This is a genomic window from Pseudomonas versuta (assembly GCF_001294575.1).
Classification (GTDB): Bacteria; Pseudomonadota; Gammaproteobacteria; order Pseudomonadales; family Pseudomonadaceae; genus Aquipseudomonas; species Aquipseudomonas versuta.
This window is the reverse complement of record NZ_CP012676.1, coordinates 2,607,332-2,632,709: the sequence shown is the minus strand read 5'-3', so window position 1 is coordinate 2,632,709 and position 25,378 is coordinate 2,607,332. Positions and strand designations below refer to the sequence as shown.

18 protein-coding genes and 2 pseudogenes are annotated in these 25,378 nt (G+C 55.3%); 8 read left to right on the top strand and 12 right to left on the bottom strand.

Going from position 1 to position 25,378, the window contains the following annotated elements:
- The first annotated feature begins 8 nt into the window (after positions 1 to 8).
- The 8 genes from AOC04_RS24040 (at position 9) to AOC04_RS11435 (ending at position 8,445) form a co-directional block, all read left to right on the top strand.
- Positions 9 to 2,711, top strand: coding sequence for a phage tail tape measure protein (locus AOC04_RS24040; RefSeq protein WP_060693460.1), 2,703 nt, complete (start codon positions 9 to 11; stop codon positions 2,709 to 2,711).
- 9 nt (positions 2,712 to 2,720) lie between these two features.
- On the top strand, positions 2,721 to 3,566 hold the full coding sequence (locus tag AOC04_RS11465) for a phage tail protein (RefSeq protein ID WP_060693458.1): 846 nt from the start codon (positions 2,721 to 2,723) through the stop codon (positions 3,564 to 3,566).
- Positions 3,541 to 3,747: a tail protein X gene (locus tag AOC04_RS11460; RefSeq protein ID WP_060693455.1), complete on the top strand. Its 207-nt coding sequence runs from the start codon at positions 3,541 to 3,543 to the stop codon at positions 3,745 to 3,747. The genes AOC04_RS11465 and AOC04_RS11460 overlap by 26 nt, the downstream gene beginning before the upstream one ends.
- Before the next feature lie 75 nt (positions 3,748 to 3,822).
- Positions 3,823 to 4,866: a phage late control D family protein gene (locus AOC04_RS11455; protein ID WP_060693453.1), complete on the top strand. Its 1,044-nt coding sequence runs from the start codon at positions 3,823 to 3,825 to the stop codon at positions 4,864 to 4,866.
- 57 nt (positions 4,867 to 4,923) lie between these two features.
- Entirely contained in the window at positions 4,924 to 5,457 is a 534-nt protein-coding gene (locus tag AOC04_RS11450; RefSeq protein WP_060693450.1) for a glycoside hydrolase family 19 protein, read from the top strand.
- A complete protein-coding gene (locus AOC04_RS11445) occupies positions 5,454 to 5,981 on the top strand; it encodes a lysis system spanin subunit (protein ID WP_060693448.1) in 528 nt (175 codons plus the stop codon). Before AOC04_RS11450 ends, AOC04_RS11445 begins: the two co-directional genes overlap by 4 nt.
- 150 nt (positions 5,982 to 6,131) lie before the next feature.
- Positions 6,132 to 6,926 (top strand): DNA adenine methylase, encoded by a 795-nt coding sequence (locus AOC04_RS11440; RefSeq protein ID WP_060693447.1) that lies wholly within the window; start codon positions 6,132 to 6,134, stop codon positions 6,924 to 6,926.
- Positions 6,927 to 6,999: 73 nt separating this feature from the next.
- Positions 7,000 to 8,445 carry a PIN-like domain-containing protein gene (locus tag AOC04_RS11435; protein ID WP_060693445.1) on the top strand — a complete coding sequence of 482 codons (1,446 nt, stop codon included), beginning with the start codon at positions 7,000 to 7,002 and terminating at the stop codon, positions 8,443 to 8,445.
- 710 nt (positions 8,446 to 9,155) lie between these two features.
- On the opposite strand, the gene AOC04_RS11430 is transcribed toward AOC04_RS11435, so the two are convergent.
- The 12 genes and pseudogenes from AOC04_RS11430 to AOC04_RS11380 form a co-directional block, all read right to left on the bottom strand.
- A complete protein-coding gene (locus AOC04_RS11430) occupies positions 9,156 to 9,758 on the bottom strand; it encodes a hypothetical protein (protein ID WP_060693443.1) in 603 nt (200 codons plus the stop codon).
- Positions 9,759 to 10,025: 267 nt separating this feature from the next.
- Positions 10,026 to 13,226, bottom strand: a complete 3,201-nt coding sequence (locus AOC04_RS11425; protein WP_060693441.1) for a type I restriction endonuclease subunit R — start codon at positions 13,224 to 13,226, stop codon at positions 10,026 to 10,028.
- Positions 13,226 to 14,626 carry a restriction endonuclease subunit S gene (locus AOC04_RS11420; RefSeq protein WP_060693440.1) on the bottom strand — a complete coding sequence of 467 codons (1,401 nt, stop codon included), beginning with the start codon at positions 14,624 to 14,626 and terminating at the stop codon, positions 13,226 to 13,228. Before AOC04_RS11420 ends, AOC04_RS11425 begins: the two co-directional genes overlap by 1 nt.
- Entirely contained in the window at positions 14,623 to 16,599 is a 1,977-nt protein-coding gene (locus AOC04_RS11415) for a type I restriction-modification system subunit M (RefSeq protein ID WP_060693438.1), read from the bottom strand. Before AOC04_RS11415 ends, AOC04_RS11420 begins: the two co-directional genes overlap by 4 nt.
- Before the next feature lie 601 nt (positions 16,600 to 17,200).
- A pseudogene (locus tag AOC04_RS11410) lies at positions 17,201 to 17,745 on the bottom strand (hypothetical protein).
- 243 nt (positions 17,746 to 17,988) lie between these two features.
- The gene (locus tag AOC04_RS11405; RefSeq protein WP_060696934.1) at positions 17,989 to 18,774 is read right to left on the bottom strand and encodes a PhzF family phenazine biosynthesis protein; all 786 of its coding nucleotides are present in this window, start codon (positions 18,772 to 18,774) and stop codon (positions 17,989 to 17,991) included.
- A gap of 5 nt (positions 18,775 to 18,779) precedes the next feature.
- Entirely contained in the window at positions 18,780 to 19,481 is a 702-nt protein-coding gene (locus AOC04_RS11400; RefSeq protein WP_060693436.1) for a helix-turn-helix transcriptional regulator, read from the bottom strand.
- A gap of 149 nt (positions 19,482 to 19,630) precedes the next feature.
- Positions 19,631 to 20,455 carry a DUF6625 family protein gene (locus AOC04_RS11395; RefSeq protein ID WP_060696933.1) on the bottom strand — a complete coding sequence of 275 codons (825 nt, stop codon included), beginning with the start codon at positions 20,453 to 20,455 and terminating at the stop codon, positions 19,631 to 19,633.
- A gap of 1,117 nt (positions 20,456 to 21,572) precedes the next feature.
- Positions 21,573 to 21,710, bottom strand: a pseudogene (locus AOC04_RS23480) (DUF2388 domain-containing protein); the annotation flags it as partial.
- 27 nt (positions 21,711 to 21,737) lie between these two features.
- Positions 21,738 to 22,016: a hypothetical protein gene (locus AOC04_RS11390; RefSeq protein WP_060693434.1), complete on the bottom strand. Its 279-nt coding sequence runs from the start codon at positions 22,014 to 22,016 to the stop codon at positions 21,738 to 21,740.
- 196 nt (positions 22,017 to 22,212) lie between these two features.
- Entirely contained in the window at positions 22,213 to 24,069 is a 1,857-nt protein-coding gene (locus AOC04_RS11385; RefSeq protein WP_060693432.1) for an L-tyrosine/L-tryptophan isonitrile synthase family protein, read from the bottom strand.
- Between the two features lie 385 nt (positions 24,070 to 24,454).
- Entirely contained in the window at positions 24,455 to 25,339 is an 885-nt protein-coding gene (locus AOC04_RS11380; RefSeq protein ID WP_060693430.1) for a LysR family transcriptional regulator, read from the bottom strand.
- Positions 25,340 to 25,378 lie beyond the last annotated feature (39 nt).

The following is a 25,378-nucleotide window of genomic DNA, read 5'->3' as shown; positions in this document are numbered from 1 at the left end:
GCGAACACATGGCGAACAAACTCGCGCTCGGCCTGGTCATTGGCGGGGCCGTCAGCGCAACCGTGGGCAGCGCTTTCAAAAACGTTGAAGGGCGGATCAAGAAACTCGAAGCAACCGGCGCCAAGGCCCGGGTATTGCAACGCACCATCGGCGACACCATCCGCTTGCGCAACGAATGGAAGAAAGCCCACGACAGCGGCGCCTCGGGCGCATCCGCGCTGCAGACCCGACTCAACGCCAACATCGAAAGCCTGCGCAAGCAGGGGGTGGAAGTGGGGCGGCTAGACAGGGCCTATCACGCACTGGGCCGCACCGCCCGCAGTGCCGAGCTCACTGCCAAAGGCCACAGCCAGTTCAACGAAGGCCGGGCCGGGCTCAAAAGCACCTTGGGCAAGGCTGCGATCGGCATCGCGGCGGTGGCGGTACCGACCAAAATCTCGGCGGACTACCAGGCTCAAATCCGGCAAATGGCGATCTGGGCCCACACCGCCGGCACCGATGCCGAACGGCAGATGGCCGACAAGATCACCGAGGTCGCCACGCAGAAAGGCATGAGCCAGAAACTGCTGGCCAGCGCCGTCAGCGGCCTGATTGAAAAGGGCATCAGTTGGGAAGAGTCGGTCGACTATGCGCCGCTGATCGCGGATCTGGTCGACGGACAGGGTATGGAAGCGTCCACCATCGCCACGTTGTTCAGCGCCTTCAAGGAGGCCGGGGTTGCGAAGCAGGACATGGGCGCGATGCTGGGTCAGGTCGCGGCGGCCGGTGATATCGGCGCCTTTGGCCCCAAGGACATGGCCAGGTACATGCCCAGTCTGCTGGGAACAATCAAACGGCTGGGCATGGAAGGTCCCGAGGCGGTACGTTTTCTCGGGGCCAGCCTGCAGGCGCAGTTCTCGCAGACCCAGGATGCGGCGGCTGCGGCCACCAACATGGACAACTTGCTCAATGCGGTGATCAGCAGCACCAGTCAGAAGCGATTCGCGGATGCCGGTTATGACCTGAGCGCATCGATCCTGGCCGCGACCAAAAGCGGTAAAGCCGCCAACCCGGTCGAAGCCTTTATCATGCTCAGTGAAAAACTGATCGCCAAAAAAGATCCGGAAAAAGCCAAGCGTGTCGAAGCGCTCAAGGCCAAGATTCAAGCCTCAAAAGACGGCAGCGCTGAAGAACAGCAAGCCATGCTCTCGCTGATCGAAGCGGCGGGGCTGTCGACCATTGTCAGCGACAAAAGCGCCAGTGCCGGCCTGCTCGCGCAGATCAAATACGGCAGCAAGATCAAGCAGGACATGTCCGACATCAAGGACACGGACGGCCAGGCCAAGATCGAAGCGGATGCCGCCTCGGCCCGGGAAACCTCGGCAGCCAAGTGGGGCTCGGCGGCGGCGAGCATGGAAGCCTCAATGACCCGCATCGGCGATGCCCTGCGCCCGCTGACGGACATGGCGGCGGACGGCCTGACCAAAATCGGCAACAGCATTGCCGGACTGGCCGGGGAGTTTCCCAAGGTAATCAGCGGCACCACCCTGGCAGTCGGCGCGATCGGACTGGTGGCCAGCGCCTTCAGCGCTTTCAAGATGGGCAAGGGCCTGATCAACATCGCCCGTGGCGCCCTGGGTGGTCGTGACCGCAACGAGGTGCAGAAAGTCTTTGTCACCAACGCCGAAGACGGCGACGACAGCAAGCCCGACAGCAAAGGCTCGAAAGTGCTGGCCCTGGCTGAAATCGGGCTCAAGGCCCTGGGTGGCAAAAAGGATGCTGAAGCTGAGGAGGGTGAGAGCAAGGGCTTAAACCCCGTCGATGTCGGGCTCAAGGTGCTGGATGTGTTCCGCGAAGCCAGCGCGGGTGACAGCGACGGCGAAGACTCGGGGCCGCAAAAAGTGTTCGTGGTCAACGCCTCGGCCATGGGCGGTTATGGCGGTGGCGGCGGGAGTAGGAGTGGCCGTCGGCGCAGTCGCGTGGGTAATCGCAACGGCAGGCGCCGGGCAGGTGGTGGACCGCGTCCACCCAATCCTCCACGGCCGCCTGTTCCACCGGTACCGGCCGGTCGCGCAGCACGGGCAATGAGTCTGGTTGGCAAAGCCGGCAAAGTGATCCCGGGTTCTGCCCTGTTGGCAGGCGGCATGCGTCTTCTGGACACCTACCAGAGTGCCGACACCCAGGAAGCCAAGGCTGAAGGCTACGGTGCTGCAGCGGGCAATATGGCCGGCGCCTTGGCCGGAGCGGCTGCAGGAGCTGCTATCGGTTCGGTGGTGCCTGTGTTGGGGACCGCAATCGGCGGGGTTATCGGCGGCATTCTCGGCAGCATGGGCGGTGAGTCCATTGGCGCAAAACTGGGTAAGTCGTGGTTTGGTTCCGACGACAAAAAATCATCGATCCCAGCACTTGCCCCGGTGCCATTTGATCCGCGACTGACCCGAGGTCTGCCCGGGGCCACCAACATGGGCGACGTGGTGCGCTCATTTTCGAGCACCACCCCGTCAGGGCCGCTGGCCATGCCACCGAAAATCGAACCGGTGCTCAATGTCGAACCGCCGAAGATCCAGCAAAAAATCGACATCTCGGCGCCGCTGCAAGTCACCGTCAAAGGCGATGTCAAAGACCCGGCCGCATTGGCCCGGGAACTCCAGCCACACCTGCAGCGGCAGATGGAGCAAATCGGCCAGCAGATGTCCAACCGCAACCTCTATGACGCCCCGCATGTGGGGTAAGGAGCAAACATGGCCTACATGGAACAGCTGCAGTCAGGGTTGAGCTACTTGGCTGCCGCCGGCGAAACCGGACGTCGCAGCCTGGACGGCATGCTCGGTCCGGTGAATGGCGCTATCAGCGAAATCACCGGCGCCGCCAACGAACTGGGCGACTTGCCGTTTATTGGTCCTGAGGTGGGAGCCAAGGTGCAGCGCCTGATGCGCGGGATCAATGCTGCCCAGTCCCGGGTCGGCAGCGTGGTGGCCACCTACAACCAGGCCTCCCGCGCGGTGTCACAAATCGACGAGCGCCTCGGCGTGCTCAAAGAACAGGCGGGCAGGGCGGCCACGGCGATCAACAACATCGCCGGCAACATCAGTCCGTCGCTGGCCAACATCATCCCGACCGGAGCCTTTGGCACCGACCTGACCCCGGCCGTAGAGGCCGTGAAGCCATTCCCGCACCTGCTGATCATCCAGCCCCTGCAACCGGAGTCGAAGCCTTACTACTTCAACCTGGACACTGCAGCGTTTGAAGAACTGACCCGCTCCAGCGAATTTCGCTGGGCCGCCCAAGAGCGCCTCACACGGCGCCCGGCGCAACAGGCAGTCGGCATAGGCGCGGAACGCATCACCCTTAAAGGCTCGATCTACCCGGGCTTCAAGGGCGGCATCAAACAACTGGACACCCTGCGCAGCATCGGCGGCCAGCTGCAGCCGCTGGGACTGACCACCGGCTACGGCGAAGTCCTGGGCAACTGGTGCCTGAAAAACATCGAAGAAGAACAGAGCGCCTTCCTGCAGGGCGGCATCCCGCGCAAACAGGGCTTTACCTTGGAGTTTGTCCGCTATGGCGACGACCTGCAGAACCGCTAGTGGCGACGTGCTCGACACGATCTGCCAGAACTACTACGGCCACCTCAACGGTACCGTAGAGGCCGTGCTCGATGCCAATCAGGGGCTGGCTGGTGAGGTGCAGCCGTATAGGGCGGGGTTGTTGATCCACCTGCCGGATCTGCCGGCGCCGAGTGATGAGGTGGTGATGCTCTGGGGGTAAACGCCTTGCGAGACCTGTAACGCTCAATTTTTAAGCCCGCCCTCGCGCGGGCATTTTCTTGCCCGGAACTTGACCATGACCCCGACTTTTAGAATCGTCGCTGACGGTGCCGACATCACCGAGCTGATCAATGACCGCTTGCTGTTACTGCGCACCACGGACAAGCCCGGGATGGAGTCTGATGACTTTGAATTGCGCATCGATGACCGTGATAGCGCCGTATCGCTGCCAAGTCGCGGTGCCAGTATCGAGATCTTTCTTGGCTACAGTGGCGCTGCGTTAACCCGCCTCGGACGTTACACCGTGGACGAGGTCGAGCTTTCCGGCCCTCCGGACACGCTGGTAATCCGGGGCAAGGCCAGCGACATGCGAGGCAGTGGCAAATCCACACGCAGCGGCAGTTGGGAGAGCGTCAGCCTGGCCAGCATCGTCAGCGACGTAGCCGCGCGTAACGGCTGGGCACCTGTGTGCCCTGTGACCACAACGGTGCCCCGGGCAGACCAGCTCAGCGAGTCGGACTTCAACTTCATCACTCGGCTGGCCAAGCAATACGACTGCACCGCCAAAGTCGCGGATGGCAAGTTACTGGTGCTGCAGCGCCAAGCCGGCCAGAGCGCAAGCGGCAAGGTACTGGGTGCAATCACCCTGACCCGCAGCGACGTCAGCCGCTGGCAATTCCGCCTCGCGGATCGCACTACCCACAAGGCGGTCAGCACCAAGCACCAGGACAAGAAGACCGGCAAGTTGGCCATCATCACCCTGGACAACGACGAAGCCCCGGACGGCCTGCCGCCAGTGCATACCGATCGACATATCTACCCGAACAAATCCGCAGCCGAACAGGCGGCCAAGGCCCGGCTCTCAGCCTTCAACCGCTCCACTGCTGCAGTACGCCTGGAAATGCCCGGGCGTACCGACCTGTTTGCCGAACGCATGATCAACACACAAGGCTTCAAGACCGGGCTAGATGGCGAGTACCTGGTGGACTCGGTCGAGCAGGTGTTCACCCAAAGCGGCTGGAGCACCACCGTCGAATGCAATGCCGGCAAGCAAGGCAAAGCCAAGGCCAAAGGCAAAAGCAAGACGGCAAAAGGCCCCCTGCAGGTCATCGAGCTGTAACTCACCATTGCCCATATCCAGCCCGCCTTGTGCGGGCTTTTTCGTCAGGACATAACCATGACCATTACCCGGCAACAACTGCTGCAGATCCTCCCGAACGCCGGCCCAGTTGCCGGCGTTTTTACACCCCTGCTAAACACAGCAATGGTGCGGTACCAGATCGTCGGCCCGAAGCGCATCGCAGCGTTCATCGCCCAGATCGGCCACGAGTCAGGCCAGCTCATGTATGTGAAAGAGATCTGGGGCCCAACCAAAGCACAGGCCCGATACGAGGGACGTAGTGATCTGGGCAACAACCAGCCGGGCGACGGTTCTAAGTATCGCGGCCGTGGCCTGATTCAGATCACCGGCCGGGCCAATTACATGATGTGCAGCGAGGCGCTGGCACTGGACCTCATCAAGCAACCCGAGCTGCTGGAAAAACCACAGCACGCCTGCATGTCAGCAGCGTGGTTCTGGGCTTCTAGGGGACTCAACACACTGGCCGACGCGGGGCAGTTCGACAAGATCACTCAACGCATCAATGGCGGCCAGAACGGCGCGGCTGATCGGCAGGTGTTGTATTCCCGGGCGCTGGAGGTGTTGGTGTGAAGGTTGAAGCGGTGAAGTGGGGAGGGGCGCTGCTGTTGATGTTCGGCTTAATGGCAGGCAGTGCCTGGGCCGCATGGGAGTGGCAAGCCAATGCCTACGGCCAGAAGTTGGCCTCGCAGGAAACTGCACACCAGACCGTGCTTACCAATCTGGCCAACGCCAATTCCGCGTTGATTCTGGCGGAGCAGGACAAACGCATTGCCCTGGAGCAATGGTTGGCAGCCAGCGACCAAGCCCATTACCGAGCCCTGACCGATGAACAAACCAAACAAGCACGCCTGCGTGATCGCCTTGCTACTGCTGACCTGCGGCTGTCAGTCCTACTCGACGCCACCGACTCAGTTGGTCGTGACGGAGTGCAAGCCACCACCGGCGCCGGCGGCGTGGTTTATGGAACTGCGAGAGCCCAACTTGACCCAGCGCATGCTCAACGAATTATCGGAATCACCGGCGAAGGCGATCAAGGACTGATCGCGCTGCAGGCCTGTCAGGCTTACGCCAAAGAAGTATCTGGCACAAAGTAAAAGGAGCGGCCGAAGCGGGATGCGTCAACATCCAGCCCGGCCACCGAACCCGCAGAACACGCCTGCAAGCCCAGCCAAGGCTCCCGCTCTGTGCACAAAGCGCGGCGAGCCTAGCACCTGCTCATCTCAACAGCAAAGGTCTTGCACACTATGTCTTCACCCATCATCCCGTGGATGGGCGGCAAACGCCGCCTGGCCGACCGTCTCATCCCTCTGTTCCCACCCCATGAATGTTATGTCGAAGTATTTGCAGGTGGCGGGGCGTTGTATTTTCTACGTCCTCAGCCTGCACCAGTCGAAGTGCTGAATGACATCAATGGCGACCTGGTGACCCTGTACCGCGTGGTGCAGAACCACTTGGAAGAGTTCGTGCGCCAATTCAAGTGGGCGCTCAGCTCACGGCAGATATTCGAGTGGCAAAAAATGACTCGTCCGGAAACCCTGACTGACATCCAGCGCGCGGCCCGATTTTTCTACCTGCAGCACCATGCCTTCGGTGGAAAGGTCTCAGGGCAGAGCTTTGGCACCGCAACAACAGCCCCTGCAATCAACCTGCTGCGCATTGAAGAAAACCTGTCGGCTGCCTGGCAGCGCCTATCTGGCACCTACGTCGAGAACCTGCCCTGGCTTGAGTGTGCAGAGCGCTACGACCGGCCACACACCTTCCACTACATGGATCCACCTTACTGGCAGACCGCTGGCTATGGTGTCGACTTCCCGTTTGAAAACTACGAGCGCATGGCCGATTTTATGCGGCGCTGCAAAGGCAAGGTGATGGTCAGCATTAACGATCACCCGGACATTCGACGGGTGTTTGAAGGGTTTCATTTTGAGACGACGGAGATCCGGTACACGACCACGAATCAGCGGCAGGGGAAGGCTGAGGTGACGGGAGAGTTGATTGTTATGAATTGGTCGCCTGAGGCTTTGGGAGGGCTTTTTTGAAAATTATGAATAGCACATAAATCTCTAGCGATTGCGCATGATACTATTTTGATATCATCATGAGAGAGCAGCTATGAAGAGTGAATTCAAAAGTTTTGGTACTCCGGATAGTGCCGCTATACAGGCTGCGTGGAAAAGTGACGAAACAATTTTTGTTTTCGATACTAATGTTCTACTGAATCTTTATGGTTACGAAGAATCCACTCGAACAGACTTTTTTAGAATACTTGAAAAACTAAAAGAGAGAGTTTGGGTTCCTCATCAAGTAGGACTTGAATATCATCGTCGCAGATTGGACGTTATTAAAAATGAAAAGAAGACTTTTCGTGAGATTTCATCTGAGCTTGATGGTATATCTGGAAATATTCAGCAGAAGCTCAATAGCCTGGCTTTGGGTAAGAAATTTCCTGAGTTGAATGACCATTTAAAAGATCTTATCGAGTCGATAAAAGATCAGGTTTCGAAGTGCGGAGAGAAAATCAAAGAGTGGGATAGCCGACAGGCAGATGTAAGGTCTAGTGATGGGATTTTAGAACAAATCGATGCTATTACCAAAGGGCAGGTCGGTCCAAGGCCTAGCGATCAAGCATGGTTGGATCAGATTTATAAAGAAGGTGAGGAGCGCTACACTAAAAAAATACCGCCAGGCTTTCGAGATGCAGTAAAAGCTAAAGGCGAAGTTGAAGATTCAGTGTTTATGTTTGATGGGCTTAGTTATGAGCGTCAGTATGGTGATCTAATTATATGGAAACAACTCATAGGGAAGTTGGCTGGTGGCAATATTAAAAATGTTTTATTTGTCACTGATGACACTAAAGATGATTGGTGGCAAATAGTAGATTCTGGAGGGCTTAAATATATAGGGCCTAGCGAGCACTTAAAGTCTGAAATATATAGGGAGACAGGTATAGATTTATTTTATATGTATACCTCTTCGGATTTCCTGGCTGATAGTAGTAAGATTTTACATGAAGATATACAAGATAGTTCTATTGAAGATATTAAGGATAAAAACCAAGCATACGTGAATTCGCTTTTGGATGTTCCGCATGTCCTCAGTGATGATGCGGAAAGAAGTGTTCGTGCTTTTTGGGACAGAGTAATAAAGGAAAATGCTGGCAAAAAAAATCGTGGTATTCATGTTGAACCTAGTTGGTTTGAAAGCGACGGGGGTGTGAGGAAAGGCCTTTCAGAAGTTTTGACGGGTGAAAATAAATCCGCAAGCCATTCAGCTACGTCATCTTCAGATTCGTTTGGTAAGGAGGAACTATATCGTCTATTGGAATTAAATCCTGATTTGAAAATGTCTAAGTGGCTAGTAGGATATTTGAGTTCAAACAAGACGAGAGATCTTGATTTGTACTGCCGGAATAGGCCAGGGCATGGAAGTTCTTCTGAGTCTCCAAAAAAATTTAGCCATAATGAATTAGATAGGCTGAGGGAGTTTTTGGGGGAAGATGACTGGCAGAATTTCGTTAAGCTTAATGCTAACTTATTCAACGGGGATGGCGACAATTAAGTCTGGTTACGGAATATTCGTCAGCCCTTCAGGCGTGCGATCCGCCTGACTGCGGTACGAGCTGGCGAACTTCAAACAATGTCTTCGTGCGCTATAAAAGAACGTTGCCGCTACAGGTGTTGTCCTGACAGTAGCCAAGGTCGTTGTCCTGGAGAAAAAGCGCGATGACGATATCGCCTGCGGCGAAATCGAAACGGCCCATCTAGGCTACCTCGGTTTGCAGGACACGTTTTAGGTCGGCACTGTGAAAGGCGTAGGCCGTATTTATCAGCAGACCTTCGTTGATACTTACAGAAAAGTCACCTTCACCAAGGGCTAGGCAACGTAGATGCCAATCGTAGCCGCAGACCTGTAGGACGGCAAAGTTCTGGCGTACTTCACAGAGCCAAACGTTCCTGTGTTATGGATTCTAACGGGTCGTGGCGAGGAATGTTGCGGTAAGCTAGAGCAGCATGATTACCAGCTTTACCTACAAACCATGGAGCAATTGCAGTCCGATCTTCCCCCGTGAGTGACCCACTACAATGATGAACGGGCTCATCAAAGAAAAATGTGTTGTGGTCGCATTTCGGCTGAGACATTTGAGGATAGAAAGAAAATCTGGCAGGCCGAAATGTTAAACTGAATTTGACATGACACTAACCACCACAAATCCGGTAACCGTCAGGTCAGGCCTGAATTTCTACATAGAAAAGCACGAGCCAAGAAAACTAATCCTCATCTTGTGCTAGTGTCCACCCTGCGACGTACAAGATATGAGACGTAGTATTCTGATGAGTGGCAGAGATCGTGTGAGCATCTAACTTAACTTGGTCTCGTCTAGTTTTTGGTGGAGGAGCTAGCGTGCTTTCAATACCGAGACCAATCTTCGGTGATGCGTTCCAGTCTTCTATCATTTTGCTTGGAATGGGTTTGGCTCTACGGAGCTCTTTTGCTAAAAAGCGTTCTGCTTTGCTCATTGCCTCCAAACTCAGAAGGTGTAACTCCTCTTCGCTCAAGCGGCGGCGCTCTTTGCTATTCATACGGCGCTTCTTCTTGGGGGTGCGAGCCTGAGTAGGCGACGGAGCTGGTTTCGCAGGCTTTGGTCGGCTTTCTTCTACAAAGGAAATCACTCGTGCAGCTATTACCTCGAAGCCATCTGAGCCTTGAAGAGCAGTCATGGCTTTGTAAAGCTCACAGAACTGTAACCACTCTCTGTAATCGGTGAATTCTTTGCGGTCAATCCCCATGAAATGAATGAGTCCATAGAGGCTTTTGGGGAGTATCATGGATTCAAGCTCTTTTATCCTTTTAGTCATGAATGTGCTGTTCATAACGCTCAATGCCTCCAATGGCAGTAGTAGCGCGCAAAAAATTCTTTCCGTAAGTTGTATTCATTGAATGAAGACATTTCCAGCTGAAACTACATCAGTTAGGTTATGCAGGTACCAATTTCCCGCTGGCCAATGCAGCGATTTTGCCGCAGGCCAGATAAGGGAGCTACTTTTTCAACAGAGCTGACCCAAACTGTGTAGTGCGAAGGGCTCAATCGGCAAAAAGCAGATTTTGGTTTGTTTTTGAAAAATGGGTTTTACATGTCCTCAGGCATCGTGCAACCCGCGTTCATCAAGGGCGGCCGCCGACTTCAGCATCTTCAAAATTACCAAGGCAAATGCCCGGCTTTTTGTCTCGTTATCCAGCACTTCCAGTGACAGCTTTTCGTGGTCGGTCATGGCGTCCAGCACCGTGTCGAGGACTCGCTTGGGAAACAGGCCGTGCATCACTTGATCAACTGAATGGTTGTTCACTTGGGCCATCACATCTTCTTGGCGGCTGATGCGTTGGGCGATGCCTGTGAGAAACTGCAGTTGGTCGTCATCGCTAACCTCTGCGCCGAAGATATCATTCAGCGCCTCAATGATTTCGGACAAACGCTTCTTCTCTGGATCATGGGGCTTGCCGCTGCCTACATCATTGCCAGGTTTGAGGGTGTATTCGCCTTCTTCCTCGCTTAGGCGTAGCTGATGCTCGGCGCGTTTGCTCAGGCGGTAGTGGCTCAGTTGCAGCTCTCCCACGTCCACATCGTCTTGTAGCAGACGATCTACTCGTAGTAGCGGGTGAAGGTGCTTGGCGTATACGCAGAGCTGCTCTAGCTCGCGATCCTCATAAGGCACGATCTGCGAGAGAAACTCGTACAGGCGCACAAAGCTTTGCAGGTTCTTACGGAACAAGTCGAGTTGATCAACTTGTTCGCCAGCTTCCTTCAATGCGTGTTCAGCTTTTTTCAAGCCGGCGCTGTCGCCATTGGCTTCGGCGGTGCGTTTGTAATCCAGCGCTTGTTGGCGCGACTCCAGCGAGAAGGCATAACGCTTGGCAAAGCGCTCCTTGGCCGGCGCGCAGTAGTAGCTGAGCTTGCTGGCTGCCGCCTTGGGATCGAAGAAAGCCATGGCGAACGCTTCGACTTCTTGCCAGTGATAGATACCCTCGGCGTCCAGCTTCTTCTGCAGGTCATAGATGATCTGCGGGTCGGTCACATCGGTCAGCTCGGCCTTGGTGTAGTACGGCAAGAAGGCGTCGAGAATATCCTGCGGCTCGTTGAAGAAGTCGAGGATGAAGGTTTCCTTGCTGTCACCAAAGGTGCGGTTCAATCGCGATAGGGTCTGCACGCAGTCCACGCCTTGCAGTTTTTTGTCCACATACATGGCGCACAGCTTGGGCTGATCGAAGCCGGTCTGGTACTTGTTGGCGGCGATCATCACGTTGAAGTCTTGGGTGTCGAAGGCGTCCGCCAGATCGCGGCCATTCAGGCCCGCGTTGAGCAGGCTGCTGTTTTCCGTCACCTCTTCGGGGATCACCTCATCCGGTAACACGCTGCCGGAGAAGGCTACCAGCGGGTGCACATCGCTGTACCCCATCTGCTGCACATAAGCTTTCAAAGCCAACTGATAACGCACGGCTTCCTGACGGCTGCTGGTCACTACCATGGCCTTAGCCTGGCCATTGAGCAGGCCGCGGATATTGGCGCGGAAATGCTCGACGATCACCTCGACTTTCTGGCTGATGTTGTAAGGGTGTAAACGCACCCAGCGCGCCAGTTTGATGCGCGCTTTCTTGCTGTCCACCTCGTCGTCTTCGCCATCCGGATGGGCGATCTTCCAGGCAGTGCTATAGGTGGTGTAGTTGCGTAGAACGTCGAGGATAAAACCCTCCTCGATGGCCTGGCGCATGGAGTACAGGTGAAACGCCTCGGGCTTATTGCTGGAACTGGCCGGCAGCGTCGGGTCGGCCGGGCGACCGAACAGCTCCAGCGTCTTGGCCTTGGGCGTGGCGGTAAAGGCGTAATAGCTGATGCGCTCATTCGGTTGGCGCGCCTGCACGGCGGCGTCGAGCAGCTCTTCGGCGCTGATTTCTTCCCCTTCCAGGGCATCGCTGCCAAGTATCTGTTTCAGCTTGCTGGCCGATGAGCCGGTTTGCGAGGAATGCGCCTCGTCGGCGATCACCGCATAGCGCCCGCTGGCCAGCTTGGGGTACTTGTCCAGGGCATCGAACAACGCCGGGAAGGTCTGGATGGTGACGATGATAATTCGCGTCTGCTCAGCCAGCGCCTCGGCCAGCTGCTCGGACTTGCTCTGGCTGCTGGTTTCACGATTGATCTGCTTGACCACACCCTGGGCATGCTCGAACTGGTAGATGGTGTCCTGCAGTTGCTTGTCCAACACGGTGCGGTCAGTAATCACGATCACCGAGTTGAACAGGCGTTGGCCAGCCTCGTCGTACAGCGAGGCCAGTTGATGGGCCGTCCAGGCGATGGAGTTGGACTTGCCCGAGCCGGCGCTGTGCTGGATCAAATAGCGCTTGCCCGGCCCTTCGGCACGAGTGGTGTTGATAAGTTGGTTGACCACTTCCCACTGGTGGTAACGCGGGAAGATCATCGTTTCCTTGGTCACCGGCGTGCCGTCGAAGCCTTCGCTGGTTTTCTTGTCCAGGTGCAAAAAGCGCCCCAGCACCTTGAGCCAGGCATCCGGCTGCAGCAGGCGTTGCCACAGGTAGCTTGTGGCGTACTGGCTGTCATCCTCAGGCAGCGGGTTACCCGCGCCGCCCTCCGCGCTGCCGAGGTTGAACGGCAGGAAGAAGGTGTCTCTACCCGCCAGCTTGGTGGTCATCGCCACCTCGTTCTGGCCCACGGCAAAGTGCACCAGCGCACCGCGCTTGAAGGTCAGCAGCGGCTCGGGCTTGCGCGTCAGCGGGTCTTTTACCGGGCGGTCGTAGCGGTATTGGCGCTTGGCGTTTTCCACCGACTGCTTGAACTCGCTTTTCAACTCCAGCGTGGCGGTGGGGATGCCGTTGACGAACAGCACCAGATCCAGCCGTGGGTTATAGCTCTGCCCACCGCTGCCAGCCTCACGCGCATGGGGCGAGTAAGACACCTCCGGCACCACGCGCAGGCGGTTGCACTGGTAGCGCTTGAGGGTGTCCGGGTTCATGTCGTGGTCGGGATGGAAGCTGCACAGCTCCACCTTCACCGCCGGCAGCTTAAAGCCATGGCGCAGCACATCCAGGGTGCCGCTCTGCTCCAGCTCGCGCACCAGCTTTTGCACCAGCACATCGTCCGGGTTATTCGGGTTGGCCTTGGCGAACTTGTCCCAACGCTCCGGCCAGGCGTCCTTGAAGTAGCCCAACACATCTTCGGTATACAGCGCCGTGCGCCGGTCGTAGCCGCTGGCCGTGCCCACCAACCAGCCCTGGGCGACCAGCGCGTCGCTAATGTCCTGCTGGAATTGCGCTTCCTTGCTGTCCGCCATTACACGGCCTCTCGTTCTAATTCTTGGGTTGGCGCGCTGGCCGGTGGAAGCCAGCTGCGTACGTCGATTTTGCCGGTGACGGCGGCGGAGATTAGGGCGGAGCGGCGCTCTTTAAGCAATTCGACTGTAGACGTCGCAACCTCGACAAGCTGTTCATGCCAGGCACGATGTTGATCCAAATATGAGAGGATCTGCTGCTGCTCGCTAACAGGGGGAAGTGGTAACGCAAGGCTCATAACATTACTTGCAGATATCGATGCCAAGTTGGTGCTTTGCTTCGAGTTCAGGAAGAAGTAAAAACGCGCCTGCTCAGACTGGGTAAGGGTGGCCAACCATTCAGCGGTAAGCGAATTATTGGGCCGAATAGCAAATACATGGTTTTGATGCAGGCATGGTGTTATTTGCCCTTGCCAAACTGTTCCACGGCCCAGCTTGTCATTATCGCCGCCCTCGTTCATAAGCACGTCACCAGCGCGAAGGCTGTAACGCTCCACTTCTGATTCTAGTACGGAAATTTCTTTTACTTCACTTAAATCTACAAACCCGTTTTGCACATTCGCTACACGTAAATACGGCATCAATACAGTCTCGCGTCCCTCATAATCCTTACCCTTAGCCACACCACCTTGAATGGTTGCGTACCAGCGTAAAGTGCCAACGTTCCAATGCGCCGGAACCTCGCCCACCCACTCTACACCAGAGTCTTTCATAGGCACCGTGGTATCAAGGCCGTTGGTGACAGCATGGGATATCGCGGCTTGGCGCTTTTCCTTGAGCAGTCCAATCAGGCCCTGCTGCTCCACGATCAGCGCGTCTATGCGGGCGGTTTCGTGGTCAAGGAAACGAACGATTTTGGTTTGCTCTTGGACTGTAGGAAGAGCTAGAACAATTGATCTGACGTTGTCCTTGTTGAGTTTTGGCTGAGCCGTGGTTGTTGCGACCTGAAGAATTTGACTCTGCCCTCCCTCACTCAAAAGCGACCAATAAAAAAACTTGGACAACAAAGAAGTATTTGTTTTTAGCAAGTACATATTTGGCGCAAGTGACGCTGGATAATCAACTTCCGGCATCAGATAAATCAGACCGACAGAGCCAACCGAAGCCATAAGCAATTCGCCGCCTGTCAGCGAAGATTTTTCAAGATACCTGTAAGCGTTCTCATCAACCCAAACACCCTCAGTTTCGAGATTTTGGCGCAAATCCGTCATTCGTATTAGGCGAGCATAACCAGACGACTGATACTCCACATTCTCTGCAAGCGAGGCGAATGAACCATTTGCAGTGAAGTCAGTGAGTACGGAAATGCCTCTCTTTGCAGCTATGACTTTCCAATGCTCTGGAATCTCATCAAGCCAATCCACCCCAGAGCCCTTGTAGTCTGGATATTCTGGAAAGCTCATGCCGACAGCTCCTCGATCATCTGCTTGATGCGGTCGGTGCAAGCTTTTAGGTCGCGGTCGATCTCGGCCAGCGGGCGCGGCGGCTGGAACACGTAGAAGTGGCGGTTGAACGGAATCTCAAAACCGACGATGCCGACCTCGCCGTCCTGGGCATCCGTCTTGCTCTCGTCAATCCAGGCATCGGGCACATGAGGGATGACTTCGCGCTGGAAGTAGTCGTACACCGACTCGCCCAGCGGCACATTCTCGTAGTCGCGTAGGCCGGCGTCTGCTTCCGGTTGGCCCTTGGTCGAGCAGATATCCGCCTCGGGGTCGCGCTCGCTCAGGGCGTTGAGGAGAGCTTTGAGCTCCGGCGTGCTGAGGCTGATGCTGTGCGTGGCAAGGGCTTTTTTCAGCAGCTTACTAAACTGCTCACGGTTGCGGTGCAGCACGCCCGGGTCCATGAATTGCAGGGCGGTCATGAGTTGCTGCTGAGCGGTGCTGTCGAGCTTCTGCAGGGCTTTTTCTACTAGCACTTTTTCGAGGCGCTCGGCACTGGTTTGGAAGCTCAGGCGCAGGGGGCGCTCGACAGTGATGCGCCGGTAGCCGAAGGCGTCGATGGGAAAGATCTTGCTCTGCGCGGTTGGCTCGAAGCGGCCGTACAGGCGCACCAGCTTGTCGATCTGATCGTCGGTGATGTACTGGCGCTTACTACCCAGCGATTTGCGCATTTTGGCAAAATGTTGGCTACCGTCGATCAATTGCACCTTGCCTTGGCGCTCGGCGGCTTTGTGGTTGCTGAGTATCCACACATAGGTGGCAATGCCAGTGTTGTAGAACATGTCCGTCGGCAGCGCGACAATGGCTTCAACCAAGTCGTTTTGCAGCAGGTAACGACGAATCTCCGACTCACCCGAACCCGCACCCCCGGTAAACAACGGTGAGCCGTTGAGGATGATGCCGATGCGCGAGCCACCGTCGCGCGGGTCACGCATCTTGCTAACCAAGTGCAGAAGGAACAGCAGCGATCCGTCGGACACACGCGGCAGGCCGGGACCGAAGCGACCGTCGAACCCCTTGTGGCTGTGCTCGTCAGTGATCTGCTTTTGTACCTTCTTCCATTCCACACCGAATGGTGGGTTGCTGAGCATAAAGTCAAAGCGCTTGTCGGCCAGTTGGTCGTTAGACAGGGTGTTGCCGAGCTTGATGCTGGCCACGTCCTGGCCCTTGATCAGCATGTCCGCCTTGCAGATGGCGTAGGACTCCGGATTGAGTTCCTGGCCGTGCAGGGACACGCTGACCTTCTCGCTGATGGACTGGATGTACTCATCACCCTCAGAGAGAAAGCCGCCGGTGCCAGCTGTTGGGTCATAAATGGTGACGATGCTGTTGGGCGCGAGCTTGTGGTCCTGATCGGTGATCACCAGCGAGGTGGTGAGGTGCACGATATCGCGCGGGGTGAAGTGCTCCCCGGCGGTTTCGTTGGAGCTTTCCGCAAACTTGCGGATCAGCTCTTCAAAGATGATGCCCATGCCGAAGTTACTGATGCGCTCTGGCTCAAGGGGAGCCACAGCAAAACGCTGCACCACCTGATACAGCAAATTGGCGTTCTCCAACTGCTGAACGAAATCTTCAAAGTGGAAATGCTCGAAGATCTCGCGGGCATCCTTACTGAACGCCTGCACATAGCTCATCAGGTCGGCTGCAGTTTGGGTGTCGGACAACGTGCCGAGGGTCAGCGGCGAGGCGTTGAAAAACTGCTGGCCGGCGGCGCGCAGCAGAATCATTTCGCGAACGGTGTCGGGGCGGCCTTCCTGGGCGAAGGTTTGTTTGATCACCTCATCCTTGGTCGGAGCGAGTACGCACTCCATCCGCCTTAAGAGGGTGAATGGCAGGATGATGCGACCGTATTGCGATTGTTTGAAGTCACCGCGCAGCAGATCGGCAATGGACCAAAGAAACGAGGCCGTCTGGGAATGATTTTCCATGTTCACGCAATAACACCTTGGAGTAGAGACAAAGGCGTGAGTCTAACACCCAGAGATGTCCTTCAGGAGCGTCCATGCAGTAGCTGGGGGTTGTACGAAGCTGCGCAAAACCTACCCTACAGGCCACGGTTTGCCGTTTGCCTGCGCACGAATAGCAGTACATTTTGCCATCATGCAATGTTGTATTTTTCTTTTATTTACAATGGCTTAAGAGATTTTACGAGGGAGCATGGGGTGCTAGGGGTCGAGTGTTCGAATCACTCCGTCCCGACCATATTATTCAATGACTTAGCCACCTTCTCGGTGGCTTTTTCATTTCTCCCTCCAATGACTTTTCGAGTGACCTTGGGCTTTACTGTGAGCCCTGCAGGTGCCCACGATTTTCTTCCTGCATTTCCTCCAGCACTTCAGCTCACTGCCTTTACCAGCGCATGTACAAACATCGCTTGGGGCGCAGTGAGCGTTGGCTGCTTAACCAGGCTACGAAGTCATACGTTGTCGCTTCCTTGCTTGTGCATTCTCCCATGCCCGCTGCTCAGTCGCTTCGATCTGGCCCTGCTTCGATATCTCGGCAGTCCTTGGTGAGGTCAAGAGTTCCCTGGGCAGTTCACTGAACCTTGGCGTTCTTGATGTCGCCTATGATTTGCTTGGCAATAGCCTCAACCTGCTCTTGGGTCATAGCCGACATAACACCCTCCCAAGCTGAAGAGGAAGTGTCGTAGGTCCGGGAGCCGATCAACTGACCAGACTTCAAATCTGTAAAGTCTGCGCTTGAGTTGATCCAGGCGTTACCGACCATCACTCCGGCGCCATAACGTGCACCTGGTGTCAGGTATCGAAAGTTGGTCACATTGACCTTGATGCCAACACCGTCTTTTCCATTGGGGCCAAATGGCTGGATTTCAGTCAGGTAATAACCGGCTGGGTAGCTTCAAAATGCAAGGCGTCAGTCCATTCATCCCTCAATCGAGGCCAGTCCTTATTTTGCTGAACCGCGGTGTTCCCTTGGAGGTCAAGGATAAGGTTTCCCTTGGCTGATTCTTGGATTGCCAAGGTTTCAGTGCCGCCGCTTTTGACCGAGGCAGCGCAGCCGCCCAACATTGAAATGGCAAGAGCGCAGGGGAGGGCAAGTAAGATTTTGCTGCGGTTCATTGAATTTCCTTATCCACAAAAATTAAGACAAACCTCAAGGGTTGCACCAATCCAGATCACTTGGCCTTCACCTCATGTATCTAGGCCCGTTTTTACACAAAGCAGTGAGTTTGTTGGATGTGCGGCCATCCGTGCAAGCCGGGAGAGATCACCCTCCAAGAGTGGCGTGGGAATCTATACAGCATTGTTTATGCCAAGCCCGGCCATTGCGCCGGGCTTTTACGTTGTCTGAATGAACCCGCCTCAGATAAAGATGGTGCCGCGCATGTACAGCGCGCCGTGGCCGCTGATGATGACTCGGTCGCCGTCCGCGACTTCACAGTGCAGTTGCCCCTTGCGCGCTCCACCTTGCTCTGCACTCAGGCTGCGCTTGCCTAAGCGCTTGGCCCAATAGGGCGCCAGAGAGGTGTGAGCCGAGCCGGTTACCGGGTCTTCATTTACCCCCACCCGAGGGCCGAACCAGCGCGAAACAAAGTCGAAATGACAACTCGGCGCGGTAACCGCGACACCGCGCACGTCGAACGCGGCCAGCGCAGCAAAGTCGGGCTTGAGGCCGGCGATGATGGCGTCATCCTCGACCACTACTAGGTAATCATCTGTGCGATAAAGCGCCTCGATCCGTTCCAGGCCCAAGGCTTGCAAAAGGCCTGGCGGCACCGCTACGAGTTCAGGCTGCTTGGCCGGGAAGTCCATCGCCAGGCGTGCGCCTTCACGGCGGACCCGCAACTCGCCACTGCGAGTGGAAAAGCGCAATACGTCGCGGTTTTCACCCAGCTGTTCGAAGAGCACCCAGGCCGCTGCCAAAGTGGCATGGCCACACAGGTCGACTTCCACTGTGGGAGTAAACCAGCGCAACTCGAACACTTCACCGCTGCGCACAACATAGGCAGTCTCGGACAGGTTGTTCTCTGCGGCGATTTGTTGCAGCGTCGCATCAGGCAACCACGCCTGCAGCGGACAAACCGCCGCCGGGTTGCCACCGAAAGTCTCAGAGGAAAAAGCGTCTACCTGGAAAATATCGAGCTGCATTTTGATCATTCCTGCCCGCTTGGGTTTTCTGTATCCCGGATCTGCTCCAGGTAGTTGTAGATGGTGTATCGGGTGACGCCGAGCGCGGCAGCGGCTTTTTCAATCCCGCCTTTGACGATGAATATCCCGCGATCCTGCATTTGCCGCACAGCTTCGACCTTTTGAGGTTTTTTCATCCCTGCCACACCGCCGGGGCAAGCAACCTGAATGATTTCCGCCATCAACTGCTCCATATCTCGGGGCTCATCGGCGCGCGACTCAGGTGCGCTTCCCAGTCCCAGAATTCCCGCGAGAACGGAGTGGGCGGCGGCAACCCCGCTCAAGTCGGCATTGATACACAGACTGGCGAAAGGTTGCCCGCTGCTGTCGCGATAGACCACGGTGGAACTGCGCAGCAGACGGCCGTCAGGCGCGAGTGTCGAATAGTTCTCCACCATGATGGGATCGGAGCTGGAGTGATCTTCCATGGCGCGCCTGACGGCGATGATCCCTAAGTCCTGGCGTGGGCCGCCCAAGACTGACCCGCCCACCTGTCGTCCCGTGACATGGCCATTGGCAATGGCAAGGATGGATCGCTCCGGGTTGGCCAAGTCATGTAATACGATCTCCGTATGCAGGCCAAGCGCATTGCTGAGTATTTTGAGGGTGCTGTGAAGCACGCCAAGAATCAGCGCCCGCTCGGTTGTTAATGCCTCAGAAACCTTCATGGGAGCCTGCAAGTGATTGATCGAAGGCTGAGAAAAATATCAACAATAAGTTTAATTATCAATTTTTTGTTGAAATGCGTGGGTTTCAGAAGTGTCCCGCCCGGGACCAATCTGGTTGATTCGGTCAGGCTCAAGCGTCTCGCTAATTATCAGGGTTCACCCTCGGTGTGAAATCCAGAGGCATCGATAACCCAGCCTGATTTACCCGCCATGCGTTGCATATCGGCAGTTTCAATTTCGCCGAGGCTGGCCCACTCATTACGCTTCCAGCAGACGAAGTGAAAGTAGGGAAAAGTGCGTTCTCCATCTTGATCATTGGTCAACTTTGCGTCACGCCAGAACCAGCGCTGGGGGAAATTGCTGCTGGCGTCATGCCATTTAATGCAGCCTCCAGGGGTACTGAAGGCTTCGGTAAATTCACTGCGCCGGCGCGAGGGGTTGAATTTTCCCAGCAGGTTGAACAAAGGCGTCGGGAAATTCTTGCGCCACAGGAATATACGGCTGAAAGCGCCCTCATCCAGAGCGTGGTGTTCATCGCGGGTGAAGCGTTCTCGCCAATTGTCGATACGCATAAACAGACGCCGCTCACGCTCAGTATTGCGGATCAAACACAGATGCCCTGATACGCGTCTTTCGTGAGTGGAGAGCAGGTGGTAGCGCTTGAGTCGAGCTTCATTAAAGTACTGGCGCAGATTTCCATAAACCAAGTCGATATCACCGAAGGCCCAGAAGTCAAAACCTTGAATACGGTCGGCGTGTATGAAGCCCAGGGCCGGCTTCAGATCGCAAAGCTTGTAGGGGGAAGAGGGCTTGAAATCAATATTCAGTCGATCCGAAACCAATTGATAGTAATCACTCTTTTTCATTGGCTCGATGCAAACATTGGGGGGTAAGTATCCGGGGCTGCCGCAATCGCTGAATAACAGCCAGTGGATGTCAGGGTTATGCCTGCAGCTTTCAAGAAAGAAAGGCATCCAGAACGGCCACTTGCCGAAGTAGGGAATCAAGAAAATTATGCTGGGTGGGCTGTTCACAGGTATTTACCGGGTTATCTGTGGAGTGAAAAAGTATTTGAAGTGAGGCCCGGTCGCGAAGTATTTCGTCCCTGAATCTAATAATGACGGGTTGTATGGCTTTACAAGCCGTCTGCAGTGAGAGGCTATGAAAGCAACAGTTGAGTCACACTTATTAGTTTGTCTTGAGCGGTCGAGGGGGCGGAATTTTAAGCGTGGTTATATAGAGGTGCAAGAAGGGAAATGTTATCATTTGTGTATTTTCCTGGGGGGGTCGCTGCGGCTGGGCGTAGCCACCGAGCACGGGTCAAATAATGATATAGGGGAATTGCGACAGGGTGCGGGGTATTACATAACTTTATTGTTTTTTACAAAGAACTAACACGTATAGATTGCGACAGGGAAAGTTGCTGCCATGGGCTTTTTAAATATTGAAATCACAGCCCGGTAACGGCTGCCAACCCTCTTGAATATCGGGGTGGTGCGGGTGAAGTCGACCCGGAAGTTATCGATATCGCCGAGCCCCACGGCGGACGCGGCGAGGTTAATCGCTGGAGTATCAAGTTCGGGGATTGATCGGGCGAAGCGGTATTAAGACGCTATATAGAAAGACGGTATATAGAAAAATTCAGGCCGTGCGCACGAAAAAAGGGAGAGCCCGTTGCTGGGTTATCCCTTGAACAATCAGGGGTTCAACGGATGTTGATAACCCGTTTATTTGGTTTTCTTTTTCTTTTCGCTGCGGGTAGAGAGGTGCTCGAAGCAAAACGCGGCAGTGCCGAATAGCGCAATCATTGACAGCACAAGCATGCCTAAAGTTGAACTTTCCACGATAACTTCCTACGGCTGTTGGGGTAAGCAGCGACGGTAGAGGCTCTGGGCCTGCTGACTCAATAGAGTCGACGTAATCGTTATGGCAAACAGGCAATCTATATGAACTCTTTACGCAGAGAGTCGGTAATAAGTGAATCGGTAGTGGGGGGCAAGCCCTGTAGATGAGAGCCTTCAGGTCCAGCCCTCTGAAGGACTCCAGCTGATCGCAGCGTTTGTGCATTGGCCTGATTAGATCGAGCCAGGATCAGAATGAGGCTGCAATTGCCAGTGGGAATTGCTGGTCTGACATACACGGCTGGCGACAGGTCGTTCTGTGGTATCGGGCCGCCTGCTCAAATTCTGCGCCACGGATCTCGCCATCTGAACCAATGAACGTCAGGGCGCTGTTGCAGGGCAGCAGGTGCCGAGATCAAGGCAGATCGGTCGACGAGGGCTTTGGTTTGGTTCTGAAGTGTGAGGTGCGCACGTATCTTCCAAGCAACCACACGCCGTAGGCAATGACTGCCGCGAGTACGCAAAATATCCAGACGCCCAGCACCTCTCCGAATCGATAGGATGTCAAATACACGGTAAACACCAGCACCGCAGACTTGACTATGGTTTTCGTAACTTCGATCCATATCAGAATGGCGACGGCGTAGAGCGGGAGTGAGGCCGCCAGGCGAAGCGAATAGAGCGCCTTGTTCATGAGTAGCGTCTTCCTTGAAGGGGCGTATTGAGCGCGACATGTTAAGCGCTTCTCACATCAAGTCCAGCCACCCGCCCCACAAAGCGTTGCCTGCCCGGAGTAACATCTGCGCCCCTGGCCCGGGTGATGAGCGCAAAAGGCCTGGCGACCGACACGGGCGCTCCGGCGCCCGCTATCGGCGTATTGCCCGCTGGAGTTATTGGGGCTTGGCCCGGTGTTCCGGTTGTAGCTGAATGCGCCAAAGCTCACGGTGACCTTTAAAGGCCGTTCGACCATGCAGCATGGTGTGGTTGTTGATTAAAGTGATATCGCCGGTCTTGAATTCAACGGTGAAATGATTGGCACTCTGGGTGGCAATCTCAGTGAGGTCCAGTTCCAGGGCGGTCATGTCTTCGTAAGTGGACGACTGCGAGATTCTGGAATAATTGAACTGCACGCTGCCGGGATGATTTTCTTCATCCCAGATCTGCCACCAGCGCAAAACTTCTTTCTTTGTTCCGGGGGCCTCCATGAGCAGGGGGTAAGTTCTTTCTACGCCTCCAAAATATGAAAATCTGGTTCGATAAGACAGGGTTGTTTCACGCAGTGCCTTTCTGGTTTTTCCATGGAGGGTCAATGGCGCCATAGTGCAGTCAATCAAGGTGCTTAGCCCGCCTTCCAGGGTTTCATTGGACTTGCAGTACAATAAAAACTCCTTGGGCGTGTACGTGTGATACGGGTGGGTGGATTGATCTATGCCCATGTAAGGAGGCGGGGAGACCATGTCCCAGTGAAAGGGCAAAGCCTCTTCTGAGGTGACAGATGAACTATATGAATCACCCTCGCGCTCTGCTTTCACAATGTGGGTGGCCCCAAAACTCCATTTAAGAAAATCCCCGCGCTGGGAATACCAGGATTCAAGACTGTCAATGTCTGCAAACGGCCTGAAACCGCGGAATATCAATATGCCGAACTCGTTCAACAGGTGGCTGATTGCAGTGTTGTCAAATACAGAGACATCCAACCCTTGGTCAGCGCTTTCGATGAGCAGACCGCAATTGCTTTTTCGCAGTGAGAAGGTGATGTGTTTTAACGCTTTTTTTGCGTTCGGCCGGGAAACGGGCAAGTCCAGCAGTAGCCACTGTCTGTTATCAAAATAGACCGGTGCAATAACACTGTGACTGTCCGCTTCTCTAAGGGCCGCCAGCCTGAGTTTCTCGGCCCGGTACTTTCCGGTACTCGCTACAAAGGTCATGCAGTTATGCCAGGGGGTCTTGAATGTTCCCCGGTCAAAAAACTGGACCGTGTGTTTTGCGCTGTCATCAGGGTGATGGTGAATGCTGAGGCGGATGTGAAGGGGGAAGACCTTGCAAAGGAAACGATCCAGCGCAACGCCCTGGATCATCATGCCGCGGGCAATCTCTGCCACTCTGTTGTTTCTTTGGGTCTTGCTCAGCCCCTCAATCAGCAGCTTCTGGTCGTCGCGCATGAATTTTTTCAGCGCGGTATATTTTTTATGGGTATCGCTGTCGGTGGCGATCATGCTCGCCAGGGTGTTTTCGTAAGCGCCGTCGCCGTAGCGTGTTCTCAACACCTCGATTTGCTCATCATCGGCGTAGGTGGCGAAATCTTCATAGTCTGATAAAGACTTGACGTGCAAGGCGCCCTCGCAATTGAACTCGCGGACAATCGCCTCCAAGTCTTTGCGGTAGTCATAATAACGGGTCGGCTCTACCGATATATATTTCGAGAACGTGTGAAAGTCCGAAAAAATAATAAACTCCACCCCGGGCTCATACAACGCTTCTATTGTGCGTATGGTCGAGACTATCTTTTTTACGGCTATCCATTCCGCCATGTCCAGTCTGGGGGAGAGGCATTTTTCCGGGCTGATGCTTTTGCAGGGGAACGCCGGCAGAAGAAAGCGTAAAGGCTCATTGTCAGTCACACTTTTCGACACTTGCTGTTTGAGAAGTGTCGCGCCATAAGTGGAGGGTTTTCTATTTAGCAGGAGCGTTTCATACAGAATGCCGAACAGGGTGTCGGACAGGGTTTCTAAGGCGCAAGTGTTCATGGGATCTTGACTCTTCCTTGATATTTAAATGTTGTAGTTCTTGATCTTGCCGCATGGGAATACACATTGCGTTGAGAATTATCCTAAAAAACCGGCGTCCTGCTTTCGGTCGTTCGCAGTATTAGGCTGTACGGGGGAAAGTTTTAAGAATTGTCTGGTTTTGTTGTCTCTTTAAAGCAAGTGGAGCTGTTAGAACATTTATTCTCCGGGCTCATGGGGTAATAAGTTATTGCGCAAAAGATCCTATTGCGTCTTCTGTGTAATTGAGCGTCTCTGCAATGGCATGTGCCTTCGGGCCAGGATGCTCAGAAGCGTTGGTCAGACAGGTAAGGGTAACCGGCAGCGCTCAATTGCATCCTCCCTCCATACCCCGGAGTGCGCCGCATCAGGTCCGCGGCAGCAGTTCATCAATCACCTGCAAGCAATGGTTGAGCCCGGGCGATACGTCGCCAACCCTTTGGCTGAGGATGATCGGCGAGGTCGCGTTGTCTTCCAGCAGCGGGGTAAACCCGATGTCGTCGCGGTGCAGCAATTGCACCGAGGCCGGTACCAGGGTCACCCCCATGCCCGCGCCCACCAGGCCGATGGCTGTCTGCAATTCGTTGGTCCATTGCGCGACATGGATGTTGACGCCATAGGAGTCGAACAGCGCTATCACATGGTCGGCATAACTGGGCCGCGGGTTCACCGGGTACAGCACGAAGGGCTCCTTCGCCAGTTCACGCAGGCTGATGGGGCCTGCCAGCAGTCTATGCCCGGCAGGCAGGGCTGCGACCAAGCGGTCTTCGGTGAGTACGGTCTGGACGATGGCCGGGTCGGCGATGTGGATACGGCCGAAACCTATGTCAATGCGCCCGGCCTTGAGCGCTTGTACCTGCTGCAACGTGGTCATTTCCGAAAGCCCGAGTTCGAGCTCCACAGACTTGCCACTGCGCAGGCGGCGAATCAGCTCCGGCAGCACGCCATACAGGGTCGACGGCGCAAAGCCGATCCCCAGCCAGGTTTTTTCGCCTGAGCCGATGCGTCGGGTGTTATCGCAAACCTTGTTCAATTGTTCGAGCAGGGCAGTGCTGTGCTCGTAAAAAAACCGCCCGGCATCCGTGAGCTTCAGCGGCCGGCTACGTTCGAGCAGCAACACCCCCAGCTCGTCCTCCAGTTGCTGGATCTGACGGCTCAGCGGCGGCTGGGCAATGTGCAGCAACTCGGCCGCCCGGGTGAAGTTAAGCGTTTGAGCCACCACCTGAAAATACCGCAAATGACGCAATTCCATCGGAGTCTCCAGAAGCAGTTTTCATACCCTACAGGTATC